Here is a 12192-nt window from a genome sequence, read left to right on the forward strand (position 1 = left end):
GAGACGACTCGAATCGATCCTGGGCCGGGCGCACCTGATGGCGGTCTGGAAGAACTTCATCAAGGGGCGGTCGGAACGGAAGCCCGACCCGACGACCCCCGCGATGCACGTCGGGCTGGCGGGCGCCCGGTGGCGATGGGAACGGATCCTGTCGAGGCGGCTGTTCCCGGAAAGGGAGTCCGTGACGCACTCCGCGCTCCGGCTCTACCGGAAGCGCTGGACCGTGGACCTTCCCGAGCTCGACCGCAAGCACGCCGCCTGAGACCGAATCGGACCGAACGGCCGAGTACGACCCGGCCGCCGATCACCTCATCCGTCAACAAGCTCGAGGCCACCGTGGCGTCAGCTGGCGGCGAGCACGACCCGATCCGCGCCGCCCCCCGCCCCGACGGCGACGGTCGGCTCCAGCGTGCCGAACGCGTAGGCCCGGACCCGGCCTCCGGCCGGCTCCAGGTATCCGAGCAGGCGAAGGGTCCCGTTCGGGTTGCGAGCGAAGATCACCTGCGGTCCGTCGAGTGGCCCCGCCTCCGAGCGGACGCGTCGGCTGACCCACCGCCCGACGCCCGTGCCCGACGCGGTCATCCGATGGGTTCCGGAGACCGGGTTCAGGGGACGATCCGTGCAGATGGTCAGGCTTCCCGGATCGTGGACCGACCCGTCGGGCAGGACGTACGGCTGGGTGAGGTCCACCCGGAAGCAGCCGCCGTACTCCTCGGCCGCCGCTGCCCCGGAGACGCAAGCCAACGTGCCGATCAGAGCGAGTCGAAGCATCCGGTGGTTCATGGGGTCCTCTCCTTTCGCGCATCCGCGTTGGCGCTCTGCACGGCACGTGCCGATAAGCTCGGAAGGAATACGAGCGATCCGGGTCGGGAATGAACGGTTCTCGGGAACTTCGGTTCCCGGCGACGAGAACCGGGGTTCCCCGGGGCACCGACCGCCACGCCTCGCCGACCACTCGTCCCTGACCCGCAACCGTCCGGACGGGACGCCGCAACGAAGGAGGGGGCTCCTGCGTTCCTTTGGTACGCGCGGGCGGCCGAAGCCGGCCGCCCGGAGGAGGCGACGATGCGACGCACGATCCTGTCGGCGATGGCGGTCCTGATGCTGGCGGCCCCCGTTCGGGCCACGGGGGAGGAGCGTTGGCTCCACATCCACGTCGACGAAGGAGCCGACGGAGATCGGGTCCGGGTGAACGTGCCCCTCTCGATGCTCGAACAGATCCTGCCCGCGATCCACGTCGAGAACTTCCGGGGCGGGCGTATCAGGATCGACGGCGCCGACATGAACGACGTCGACCTTCAGGCGATCGGGCGGGCGCTGCGCGCCGCCCAGGACGGGGAGTTCGTGAAGGTGAACAGCCGCCACGACGGCGACGTCACCGTTTCCAAGCAGGGGGGAATGATTCTCGTCCGGGTCGATGAGAAGGGCGAAGGGGCGGAGCGCGTGCGCGTCCGGGTCCCCTTGGCCTTCATGGATGCGCTCCTCGCCCCCGGCGGGGGCGAGATCGACGTCGCCGCCGCGATGAAGGCCCTCTCGGACGCGGGCGAGGGCGAGCTCGTCACGGTCGAGAGCGCGAACGAGAAGGTCCGGATCTGGGTCGACCGCACCGCCGCCTCGGCGGAGTGAAGGAGACGCAATGAGCCGCACGGCAAAGATCGTCGGCGTGACCGCGCTCGTCCTGGCCGTGTTGTTCGCCGGCGGGGTGACCTGGGCCGCGGTCGCCACATGGCAGGCCGGGGCCATCCGGGTCCGCATCCAGGACCATCGCGCGGGGGGGACCGACGTCGCCCTCGTCCTCCCGGCGGTCGCGCTCGATGCCGCGCTCGCCGTGATTCCCGACCACGCCCGCGCGGAGATCGAGCTCGACGCCGAGGCCGGACCGATCCTCTCGGTGCTCGAGAATCTCTGCGACGATCTCGAAGGGCACGGCGACTTCGTGCTGATCGAAGCGGACCACCAGAACGAACGCGTCCGCGTGGAGACGAAGGACGGGTTCTTGCGGGTGAGCGTGGAGTCGGCCGAGGAGTCGGTGCGCGTCGACATCCCGCTCGCGTCGATCGCGAAGGTGGCTCGCTGGATCGGAGGATCCGCGCCCGAGGCGGGCCCGAGCGTCTGACCGGGCCTAGACTCGCGGCGTGCGAAAGGCCCTGGCGTGCGGTTGCGCCTTTCTCGCCGCCCGCGCGGCGGTCGCCGCCGACCTTCCGCTGGCCGAGCGGCTCAGGACATTCCAGCCCGTCGCGGACGTCGGGCACGTCGTCGCCCGCCCGTTCCGGCTCGACGACGACGGACGGCGGCGCGTCACCGCGGTCGCTGCCGCGACGTTCACCGCCTACGCCGCGCGGCACGCCGTTCGCGATGCGATCTGGGACGGCCCCGGAGGGCATCGCTCGGAGCTCGCCGAAAACGCCCGGGATCTGCTGGGAAAGGGCGCGACGGCACCGGTCCTCGCCCTCGGGTTCGCGGCGGCCTCGGCGTTCACCCGCGACGCGAGGGAGCGACGGACCGCGGCGATGCTCCTCGAATCCGCGGCGCTCTCCTACGCCGCCGCGGGTCTCGGGTCGTTCGTGCTCGCCGCGGAGCGCCCGAGCGACGGGGACGACGTCGATTTCCTCCGGTTCGGCGGGCACGGCATCTCGGCGGATGTCGCGCTCGCGGCGTCGATCGTCCCTCCGATCCGGAGGACCTACCTGATGCCCCGCCCGGGGGAATCCCGCAGGGCCGCGTTCGCGCGACGGCTCGCCGCGGGAGCCCTCTACGCGGGCGTGGCGCTCGTCGGCGTCCAGCGGATGGACAGCGACGCCCACTGGCTCCCCGACGTCGTGCTGGGCGCGGCGACCGGGTTGGTCGTTGGCGGCGGGGTCTGCGATGCCCGCGGGTTGCGTGGGGCCCGGTTCGGTCCCGTGGCCCCCGGCGGGCTCGGCTTCAGTTGGTCGTGGGGGGACCGGCGGCCGGCACGGGTTCGAGCCGCACCGGAATCCGGAACGACTGGCTCCCGGACGTCAGCGTGATCGTGCCGGTTCGGGGACGCGTTTCCGGATCCCCCTTCCACGCCACGTGCAGCCGGAAGGTCCGTTGCGCGCTGCGCTCGAGGAGGGCTTCGATTCCCGGCGGCTCGGCGATCGCACGCAGCGCATCGGCGTCCACGTCAGGCCGGACCGCGACCAGCAGCACGGCCTCCGATCCGCCTCGAAGGACCGCCTCGGCCGGGTTGACCGTCAGCGGAGGACGCACGAACGTCATCAGCGGGACGGAGACCTTCGGCTCGCGGGGAAGCCCCGTCTCGAACGTCAGCGTCCCCTGGTAGGACCCCGGCGCCGGCGCCGTCAGGGGCTTGACCTCGATCAGCCAATCCCCCGGCTGGGGCTGAGGGACCCCTTCGATCGCCGTCTCCCCGTCGGCCACCTTTCGGGAGGTGACGGTCAGCCAGTCGAGCGAAGCGACCGCGCCGCCGACGGCGAGCACCCCCGTCTCCGTCGGGTCCTTGCGGATCAGCAATCGTCCCGGACGCTCCGCGAGGGTCGCGAACGACAGCGCGGCGGTGGGGAGGACGATCACGCTCCCCTGGACCTGCGCCTGGATGTTCAGGACGACGGTCGCCTGCGTCGGATCGTTGGTCGTGACCGTGACGGGCTTCGAGAGGGCGCCGCGGTGGGTTCCCGACTTCATCGTCGCTCGGATCGTCCCCGCCTTCCCGGGCGGGATCACCTCGTCGAACGAGGCGACGGTGCAGCCTCACCCGGGTTTCACCGCCAGGATCCGCAGCTCCCCCGCCCCTTCGTTGCGGACGACGAACTGCGCCTGGACGTCCGCGCCCGGCGCAACCGGCCCGCCGTCGAACGTCGTGGTCTCGAAGACCGCCTTCGGGGCGGGCGCGTCCTGAGCGTGCGCGACGACCGCCGCGAGGAGGCCCGCGACCAGGACGAACACCAGGGTGCGGCGCATGCGCGCAAGCATACGTCGACCGGAGGCCGTCGGCTATCCTTGCGGGCATGCCGACGAGCACCGTCGAGGATTACCTCAAGGCCATCTGGCTGGAGGAGCAGCGGCGGCCGGGACAACGCGTCTCGACCGGCCTCGTCGCCGGAGCCCTCGGCGTCACCCCCGGGACGGCCACGGCGATGGTCAAGACCCTCTCCGATTCCGGGCTGCTCACCTACGAGCCCTACGCCGGAGTGCGGCTCACCCCCGCCGGGGTCCAACTGGCGATGCACGTGCTGCGTCGACATCGCCTCGTCGAGCTCTTCCTGGTCGAGGTCATGGGGATGAGCTGGAGCGAGGTGCACGGCGAGGCCGAGATCCTCGAGCACGCGGTTTCGGACCGCCTGATCGAGCGCATCGACGAGATGCTCGGTCGGCCCGTCTCCGACCCGCACGGCGACCCGATCCCGACCCCTCACGGGACCTTCCATCCCGAGGACGAACAGGTCGCGCTGACCGACACGCCGCTGGACGTGGACGTCTCGATCTCGCGCGTCGTCGATCAGCGCCCCGAGTTCCTGCGACTGCTCGAGTCGGCGGGGCTGCGACCGGGCCGTCGCGTCCGCGTCACCGCCCGCGACCCGCTCGCGGACACCGTCGAGATCCTCCCCGAGCGCGGCGCCGCGCTGCGCCTGGGCTTTCGCGCGGCTTCGCGCGTCCTCGTCCTGAAGGAGCGTGCATGAGCGCCTGGTGGTTCCCGCTGATCGGCCTGCTCGTGGGCGTTGCCGCGGCCTTCACCGGCCTGGGCGGCGGCTTTCTGGTGGTGCCGCTGCTGATCTACCTCGGCTTCGCCCCGCAGAAGGCCGTGGGCACCTCGTTCGTGGCGATCCTCGCCATCAGCCTGTCCGCGGTCTTCGCCCACCAGAAACTCGTCGACGTCGACTGGAAGGCCGGCCTGCTGATCGGCCTCGGCGGCATCGCGGGGGCGCAGCTGGGCGCGCGCCTGCTCCCCCACGTCGACCCGAAGACCTTCAACCGGATCTTCGCGCTCCTTCTGATCGTGCTCGCCGTGCGGATGCTGATGAAGAAGTGACGCGGAGCGTGGAGGTCACGGAGATCAGAATCCCGCCGCCGCACCCCCCGGCATCAGGCTCGTGACCACCATCGCCCCCGCGAGGACGATCAGCACCGCGGTGGTCGTCCACGTGATCGCGTTGTAGACGGGGCCGTTGCGGAACTCCCCCATCAACTCGCTGCGGTTCACCAGAAGCGCCATGAAGACGAGGATCACCGGGAGCAGCAGGCCGTTGAGGACCTGCGAGGCGAGGATGATCCGGAGCAGCGGCACGCCGGGGACGAGGATCATCCCCGCTCCGAGCGCGATGATCGCGGTGTACAGCCAGTAGAACTCCGGCGCTTCGCCGAACGAGCGGTTCACCCCCGCCTCGAGACCCAGCCCCTCGCACACGCTGTAGGCGGTCGCGAGGGGGAGGATCGAGGCGGCGAACAGCGACGCGTTGGCGAGGCCGAGCGCGAACAGCGTTTCCGCGAAACGTCCCGCGAGCGGCGCCAGCGCGCGCGCCGCGTCGGCGGCCGTGGCGATCTCGGTCTGCCCCGTCCGGTGCAGCGTCGCGGCACAGGCGACCACGATGAAGAACGCCACGACGACGGCAACGATCGATCCGATCACCACGTCCAGGCGCGCCTTCCCGTAGTCGGCGATCGAGGTCTCGCGCTCCACGACCGACGTCTGCTGGTAGAACTGCATCCAGGGCGCGATCGTCGTCCCGACGATCCCGACGATCATCGCGATCCCGTCGAAGTCCGCGGGAGCGCGGACCGCGACGAGCCCACGCGCCGCCTCCCCCCAGTCCGGCTTCGCGAGGAGCCCCGAGATCGGATAGGCGAGGTAGAACAGGCAGGCGACGAGGAACACGCGCTCGACGGACTTGTAGGTGCCGAAGACGACGAGCCACCAGACGACGGCCGCGCCCAGGGGAACCGACACGTAGCGGCTGATGCCGAAGACCTCGAGCGCGGAGGCGAGCCCCGCGAAATTGGCGGCGGCGTTCCCGAGGTTCGTGAAGAGGACCACCATCATCAGCAGGAACGTCACCCGCAATCCGAACTCCTCGCGGATCAGGTCGGCGAGTCCCTTGCCGGTGACCGTCCCCATGCGCGAGCACATCTCCTGCACGACGACGAGTGCGACCGTCACGGGAACGAGGATCCACAGGAGGCCGTAGCCGTATCGCGCACCGGCGACGGAGTACGTGTAGATCCCGCCCGCGTCGTTGTTGACGTTGCTCGTGATCATGCCGGGGCCGAGCACGGCCAGAAGGAGGCCGAGACGGGCCGCAAGGCCGGTCAGACGCGCCCGCATCGCCACCGTCACTCCTCCTGGACGAGACGGCTGAGCACGTCCTCGATGTTGATCATCCCGGCGAGGCGCCCCGCCTCGTCGACGACGGCGAGGGCGCGCAGGTGGTACTTCTCGAAGCGCTCGACGACCTCCGGGAACGGCTCGCCGGTCTCGACCGCCCGCGCCTCGCGACGCATGAACTCCACCACCTTCGCCCCGCCCGGCGCGCGCACGAGGCGAACCAGCGGAACGACGCCCACGAGCAGGTCCTCCCCCTGCACCACGGGGATCTCGTCCATCTCGCCCACGAGGTCCTCGTCGACCTTCTGGATCTCGGCGAGCGTCTCGCCGACCGTCCAGTGGGCCCGGGCGAGGAAGAACTCCGACGTCATGAGACCGCCCGCGGAGTCTTCGGGGAACCGCAGCAGTTCCCGGATCTCCTGCGCCTCCTCGCGCTCCATCGCCGCGAGCACCGCTTTCGACCGCTCCTCGGAGAGGTCGCCGAGGATGTCGGCCGCCTCGTCGGGGGCCATCTCCTCGAGGAGGTCCGCCGCCTGGTCCGGTCGGATCTCCTCGACGACCGAGGCCTGGACGCTCGGGTCGGCCTCGGAGAGCGCCTGGGCGGCGGTCTCGGGATCGAGCGCGGTGACGATCTCCCGCCGCTCGACGCGGCCGAGGTCCTCGAGGATGTCCGCGAGATCGGCGGGGTGCATCTTGACGAGCTGCTGGTGGACCTTGAGGCGGATGCGCGCGGTCCCCGGCTCGACCATCCCGACGTAGTCCCACGGGATCCCCTGCTGCGGGAACCCGGCGGTGAGGCGTTCGAGAGGACGGGCGGAGACGATTCCCGCAAGCAGGCGCCGCACCGCGCTCGCGAGGCCGGTCTCGACGCGCCGCAGGGCGAGCTCGGTTCCCTGGTACTCGAGCAGGATGTCGTTCACCCGGACGACCTTGCGCCCCTGGATGTCGATGATCTGCCGGTCGAGCACGTCGCGGTTGAGCGCGAGCGACTCGCTCCCTCCGGGCGTCGCCGCGGCCAGCGTCGCTCCCGACTGCAGCACCACGCGGCGTTGCGACGGGGAGACGGCGTCGATCGACGGCCACGGGAGGAACGCGCGGTCGCCGCGCGGCTCGCCGCGCCGGCGCACGAGAAGCGCATCGACGATTCCGCGCTGGGGATCGACGCGCACGTCGGCGACGCGGCCGACGCGGCCGCCCTCCCCGTCGACCACGGGGAGGCCGAGGATCTCGGAGAGTCGCAGCATCGTCGCGAAGGATCGCACGCGCGAGGGGACGGCGTCGAGGCGGACGCGCCAGAATGGGCGCGGAGGATCCCGTCATGGAGAGCCGTCCCTTCCTCGTCGCGGGCCGCCCGCGCGACGCCGTCGAGGCCTTCGAGGTTCGCTCCCCCTGGGACGAGGCGATCGTCGCGCGCGTTGCGCGACCGGGCCCCGGGGACGTGGAGGACGCCCTGCGCGAAGCCCACGGCGCCCGGGAGGCGATGCGCCGGCTCCCGGCGTGGAGACGGGCGGAGATCCTCGCGAACGTCGCACGGCGTCTTGAGGACGAGCCCGATCGATGGGCGGAGACGGTCGTGCGCGAGTCCGGCAAGCCCTGGACCGCGGCGCGCGGCGAGGTCGATCGCGCCGCGAGCACGCTGCGCGCGTCGGCGGCCGAGGCCACGCGCGACCCGGGGGAGATCGTTCCCCTCGACGCGGCCCCGGGAGGAGAGGGACGACTCGGGATCCTCCGGCGATTCCCGCTCGGAGTCGTGGCCTGCATCACGCCTTTCAACTTCCCGCTCAACCTCGTCGCCCACAAGATCGGCCCCGCGGTCGCCGCCGGGTGTCCCTTCGTGCTCAAGCCCGCGTCGAAGACACCGTCGAGCGCGCTCGACCTCGCGCAGGCGTTCGTCGACGCCGGTACGCCCCCGGGGGCGGTGTCGGTCCTTCCTCTCGCCGGGGAGGCGGCGACCGCGCTCGCGACGGACGCGCGGGTGCGGGTGTTGAGCTTCACGGGGTCTCCCGAAGTGGGGTGGGACCTCAAGCGACGCGCCGTCCGGCAGCGCGTCGTCCTCGAGCTCGGCGGAAACGCCGGGGTCATGGTCGACCGGGGCGCCGATCTCGAGCGGGCCGCCGCCCGCTGCGTCGCGGGCGCGTTCGGCCAGGCCGGGCAGAGCTGTGTCTCGGTGCAGCGGATCTACGTCCATCGGGACGCGTTCGAGCCGTTCCTCGAGCGGCTGCTCGCGCGCGTGCGCACCCTCGTCGTCGGCGACCCGATGCGGCCGGAGACGCAGGTCGGCCCGCTCGTGACGCTCTCGGACGCGCGGCGGGTTGCGGCGTGGATCGACGAGGCGCGGGCCTCGGGAGCGCGCGTGCTCGCGGGCGGGTCGCGGCGCGGCGCGATCGTCGAGCCGACGGTGATCACCGGCACGAGGCCGGAGCTCCGCATCTGCGCCCGGGAGGTCTTCGGACCCGTGGCGGTCGTCGAACCGGTCGGGAGCGCCGCCGAGGGGATCGCGGCGGTCGACGCCTCGGAGTTCGGCCTGCAGGCGGGGATCTTCACCCCCGACCTCGCGACGGCGCTCGAGGCGTACGAGTCGATCGAAGCCGGAGCGGTCCTCGTCAACGAGGTCCCGACGTGGCGATCCGACCCGATGCCCTACGGAGGGACGAAGGGTTCGGGGGTCGGCCGCGAAGGGCCACGGTGGGCGATCGAGGACTACACGGAACCGAGGCTGCTCGTCCTCAACCGATGACTCCGCCGTGGAGCCAGCCCAGGACCAGCTGGAGCAGCGGGTAATAGAGCGTTCTCACGGCGAGGACGGCGACGACGAGGCCCGCCAGGGGGGCGATCGTCGACCCGCGCAGCGCGCGGTACGGGTGGCGAAGCGCCGGGACGAGACCCGCCAGGACGGCTGCGCCGTCGAGCGGCGGGCACGGAAGCGCATTCAGGAGGGCGAGCAGCACGTTGAGGGAGAGGAACACCGAGGCGAGGTGGCCCACCCAATGCACCCACGCGGCCGCCTGCTCCCGGGCCTCGACCAGCCGGTCGAGCCCCTGCACCGGCGGGACCGTCCAGGCCCCGGAGGACAGGCCCGCGTAGAGCACCGCGAACGCGACGGCGGCGAGCAGGAGATTGGTCGCGGGCCCCGCGGCCGACATCAGCGCAGCCCGGCGCGGATGGCGGTCCTCCCAGCGGGGATCGTAAGGGGCGCTCGCCCAGCCGATCATCCCGCCCGCGAACACGAAGGAGAACAGCGGCAGGAGGACGGTTCCGACCGGCTCGCGCATCACGTGCGGAATCGGATTCAGCGTGACCTGCCCGGACCGGTAGGCCGTGTCGTCCCCCCCGCGCCAGGCGACGAACGCGTGTGCAGCTTCGTGGCACGTCAGGGAGAAGAGAAAGGCTCCGTACCAGAGCGCGAAAGAGGCGATGGCGCCGGCGTCGTCCACTCCGGAACGGTAACACGCGCTTCCGACGCCTTATATTCCCGGCGTGGACGCCCCCGATCCCCGCGAAGCCGGTCGCAGCGACGACCCGGAGACCCTCAGGCTGCGCCTTCCGGCGGCCCCCGGCCCCTATCTCGAGGGGGCCGCGCAGAATCCGGCCCTCGCGGAGGAGACGATGCTCCTCCTCCTCTCCAACCGCGCGGCCCCCCCCGCCCTGCTGGGACGGATCGCGCGCAACTGGAGGTGGGCTCGGGCGTACGCGGTGAAGCTCGCGCTCGTCCGCAATCCGAGGACCCCCTACGCGGTCGCCCGCGGGTTTCTCGGCCACCTCTTCTGGCGCGATCTGCTCGAGACCACCGGCGACCTCCACGCGTCGCCGGTCCTCCGGCGCGACGCCGAGAAGATCCTGCGAACCCGACTCCCCGAGCTGAGCGTCGGCGAAAAGGTGACCCTCGCGCGCCGGGCGAGCCGCGGTCTGGTCGAAGGGCTGCTGGAGGGGGGCGAAGGGACCGTGCTCCGGGCCCTCCTGGGGAACCCCCGCCTGACCGAACGGGAGGTGGTCCGGATCGCCGCCTCCCCTTCGAGCCCAGCCGACGCCCTCGCGGCCGTCGCCGGCCACCATGCCTGGGGGTTGCGGCGCGATGTCCGACTCGCGGTTCTGGGAAACCCCCGGACCCCGGTGGCGGCGGCATTGCGCCTCGTCGAGACGATTCCGGCCGAAGATCTCGGGCGGGTGGCGGCAGACGCCTCCATTCCGCGCATCGTTCGGATGGGGGCGTCGCGTCGCCTGGAGAGGCGCCCGGCGTCCCGGCCCGACGTCCCGAGTTGACACGGCCTTTTCCGGGTTCCTAGAATCGCCCGCTGCCGTGGAATCCCGCGGCGAGGCGTTTTCCAGGCCCCCCGGGGACACTTCCATGCCCTCCTTCGGAGAGACGCTGCGACGCGAGCGGGAGCTGCGTCAGATCTCGCTGAGGGAGATCTCCGAGGCGACGAAGATCAACCTGCGTTACCTGGACGCCCTCGAACGCGACGACTTCCGTCACCTCCCCGGGGGGGTGTTCAACAAGGGATTCGTCCGCGCCTACGCCCAGTACATCGGCATCGACGCCGACGGCATGGTGGACGCGTACCTCGACGAGGAGCGGCGCCAGACCCAGAGCGTGGAGCCCCCGCGCCCGGGCGAGCCCCTCCGACGGGGAGGGCCGGCCCTCGCGGCGGAACGCGAGGCGGAGCGCGCCGCGGCCGATCGTCGCGGGCGCCGGCGCGTGCTCCTCGGCGCGGCCATCCTCGCGCTGCTGCTCGTGGCGGTCGGCGCCGCGGCGGTCGCCCTGGGCTGGATCGACCTTCCGCTCCCGAAGGCCTGGCGATGAGCGCCGAGACCCCGACGCCCTCCCCCTTCGATCTCCTCGTCGAGCGGATCCTCAAGGGCGAGGCTCCGCAGCAGGCGCGTGCGGCCGCGGCGCGCGGGGCGCTTCCCCTCCCGAAGCCGACCCTGGTCCGCCTCTATCTCGCGTTGCGCGAGGATCCCGTCGAGGAGGTGCGCTCCGACGCGACGCGCAGCCTCGAGGCCCTGCACGGCGAGTCGCTGCGCGAGATCCTCGCCGATCCCGCGTGCACCGCGGAGGTTCTCGCCCACTTCGCCCCCGCCGCCGCGCGCGACGAGAAACTCGCGGAGGCGGTGGCGTTCCACGCGAACGTCCCGGACGCCGCCCTCGCCGCCCTCGCGACGTCCGGGAGCGCCGCGGTGTGCGAGCTCGTGCTCACGAACCAGCAGCGCCTGCTGTCCAGCCCCAAGCTCCTCGACCGCCTGTCGACCAACCCCGCGCTGCGGGCGGACCAGCGCGCCCGCATCGTCGAGATGTTCGACCGGTTCCTCGGGGAGCGCGCGGAGGCGGGCGAGCCCTCGCCCGAGGGCGAAGGCGACGCCCAGGAAGTGGCCCGGCTGCTCGAGCTCGACGTGGGCGAGCTGTACGCCTCGAGCGAGATCGTCGACGGCGAGGAATTCGCGGCCCACGAGGACCCCGTCATCCGGTCGACCTACAAGAAGATCCTCACGCTCAACACCGCCCAGAAGGCGATCCTCGCCATCAAGGGCGGTCGCGAGGAACGGCTGATCCTCGTGCGCGACACGAACAAGGTCGTGTCGCTGGCGGTCCTGAAGAACGGCCGGATCACCGAACAGGAGATCGAGACGATCGCCAACATGCGCAACGTCTCGGACGAGATCCTCCGGCAGGTCGGCATCAACCGCGAGTGGTCGAAGAACTACACCGTGGTCACCGCGCTCGTGCGCAACCCGCGGACGCCGCCGTCGGTGTCCACGAACTTCGTCGGGCGGCTGAACAACAAGGACCTCAAGACCCTCGCCGGCGACAAGGGGGTCCCCGAGATCATTCGCAAGATGGCCAAGCGGACGTTCGACCTGCGCACCCAGCAGTCGGCGCCCTCGTTCAAGAAGAA

At 71.6% G+C, this 12192-nt stretch carries 15 protein-coding genes and 1 pseudogene; 10 read left to right on the forward strand and 6 right to left on the reverse strand.

Features of this window, described 5'->3' with window-relative positions:
* Positions 1–262 (forward strand): hypothetical protein (locus VF139_19305; GenBank protein HEX6853553.1); only part of this gene is annotated, 262 nt, incomplete at its 5' end.
* Between the two features lie 80 nt (positions 263–342).
* Here VF139_19305 and VF139_19310 read toward each other — a convergent pair.
* Positions 343–783: a hypothetical protein gene (locus VF139_19310; GenBank protein HEX6853554.1), complete on the reverse strand. Its 441-nt coding sequence runs from the start codon at positions 781–783 to the stop codon at positions 343–345.
* A gap of 282 nt (positions 784–1065) precedes the next feature.
* Between VF139_19310 and VF139_19315 the strand changes: the two genes are divergently transcribed.
* From VF139_19315 to VF139_19325, 3 genes are read left to right on the forward strand one after another with little or no spacing between them, the layout of a single operon-like run.
* On the forward strand, positions 1066–1626 hold the full coding sequence (locus VF139_19315) for a hypothetical protein (protein ID HEX6853555.1): 561 nt from the start codon (positions 1066–1068) through the stop codon (positions 1624–1626).
* 10 nt (positions 1627–1636) lie between these two features.
* Positions 1637–2116: a hypothetical protein gene (locus tag VF139_19320; GenBank protein ID HEX6853556.1), complete on the forward strand. Its 480-nt coding sequence runs from the start codon at positions 1637–1639 to the stop codon at positions 2114–2116.
* A gap of 19 nt (positions 2117–2135) precedes the next feature.
* Positions 2136–3008 (forward strand): hypothetical protein, encoded by an 873-nt coding sequence (locus tag VF139_19325; GenBank protein HEX6853557.1) that lies wholly within the window; start codon positions 2136–2138, stop codon positions 3006–3008.
* On the opposite strand, the pseudogene VF139_19330 reads toward VF139_19325, so the two are convergent.
* A pseudogene (locus VF139_19330) lies at positions 2923–3720 on the reverse strand (hypothetical protein). The gene VF139_19325 and the pseudogene VF139_19330 overlap by 86 nt on opposite strands.
* A gap of 12 nt (positions 3721–3732) precedes the next feature.
* Positions 3733–3942, reverse strand: a complete 210-nt coding sequence (locus tag VF139_19335; GenBank protein HEX6853558.1) for a hypothetical protein — start codon at positions 3940–3942, stop codon at positions 3733–3735.
* A 47-nt stretch (positions 3943–3989) separates the two neighbouring features.
* Here VF139_19335 and VF139_19340 point away from each other — a divergent pair, with 47 nt between their 5' ends.
* Both VF139_19340 and VF139_19345 read left to right on the forward strand, forming a co-directional pair.
* Positions 3990–4661, forward strand: a complete 672-nt coding sequence (locus tag VF139_19340; GenBank protein HEX6853559.1) for a metal-dependent transcriptional regulator — start codon at positions 3990–3992, stop codon at positions 4659–4661.
* On the forward strand, positions 4658–5011 hold the full coding sequence (locus VF139_19345) for a sulfite exporter TauE/SafE family protein (protein HEX6853560.1): 354 nt from the start codon (positions 4658–4660) through the stop codon (positions 5009–5011). Before VF139_19340 ends, VF139_19345 begins: the two co-directional genes overlap by 4 nt.
* 24 nt (positions 5012–5035) lie before the next feature.
* Here VF139_19345 and VF139_19350 read toward each other — a convergent pair whose 3' ends face one another.
* Together VF139_19350 and VF139_19355 are read right to left on the reverse strand one after the other, a co-directional pair.
* On the reverse strand, positions 5036–6301 hold the full coding sequence (locus VF139_19350) for an Nramp family divalent metal transporter (protein HEX6853561.1): 1266 nt from the start codon (positions 6299–6301) through the stop codon (positions 5036–5038).
* A gap of 8 nt (positions 6302–6309) precedes the next feature.
* Positions 6310–7545 carry a CBS domain-containing protein gene (locus VF139_19355; protein ID HEX6853562.1) on the reverse strand — a complete coding sequence of 412 codons (1236 nt, stop codon included), beginning with the start codon at positions 7543–7545 and terminating at the stop codon, positions 6310–6312.
* 74 nt (positions 7546–7619) lie between these two features.
* On the opposite strand from VF139_19355, the gene VF139_19360 reads away from it, so the two are divergent.
* Positions 7620–9038: an aldehyde dehydrogenase family protein gene (locus VF139_19360; GenBank protein ID HEX6853563.1), complete on the forward strand. Its 1419-nt coding sequence runs from the start codon at positions 7620–7622 to the stop codon at positions 9036–9038.
* Here VF139_19360 and VF139_19365 read toward each other — a convergent pair.
* Complete coding sequence (locus VF139_19365) at positions 9028–9735, reverse strand: site-2 protease family protein (protein HEX6853564.1); 708 nt, start codon at positions 9733–9735, stop codon at positions 9028–9030. The two genes, VF139_19360 and VF139_19365, sit on opposite strands and share 11 nt — an antisense overlap.
* A 43-nt stretch (positions 9736–9778) precedes the next feature.
* On the opposite strand from VF139_19365, the gene VF139_19370 reads away from it, so the two are divergent.
* The 3 genes from VF139_19370 to VF139_19380 form a co-directional block, all read left to right on the forward strand.
* A complete protein-coding gene (locus VF139_19370) occupies positions 9779–10561 on the forward strand; it encodes a hypothetical protein (GenBank protein ID HEX6853565.1) in 783 nt (260 codons plus the stop codon).
* Positions 10562–10646: 85 nt separating this feature from the next.
* Positions 10647–11102, forward strand: coding sequence for a helix-turn-helix transcriptional regulator (locus tag VF139_19375; protein ID HEX6853566.1), 456 nt, complete (start codon positions 10647–10649; stop codon positions 11100–11102).
* Positions 11099–12192: hypothetical protein (locus VF139_19380; protein ID HEX6853567.1), on the forward strand; the 1094-nt coding region annotated here is incomplete at its 3' end. The genes VF139_19375 and VF139_19380, both read left to right, overlap by 4 nt.

The organism is Candidatus Polarisedimenticolaceae bacterium (genome assembly GCA_036376135.1).
Classification (GTDB): Bacteria; Acidobacteriota; Polarisedimenticolia; order Polarisedimenticolales; family DASRJG01; genus DASVAW01.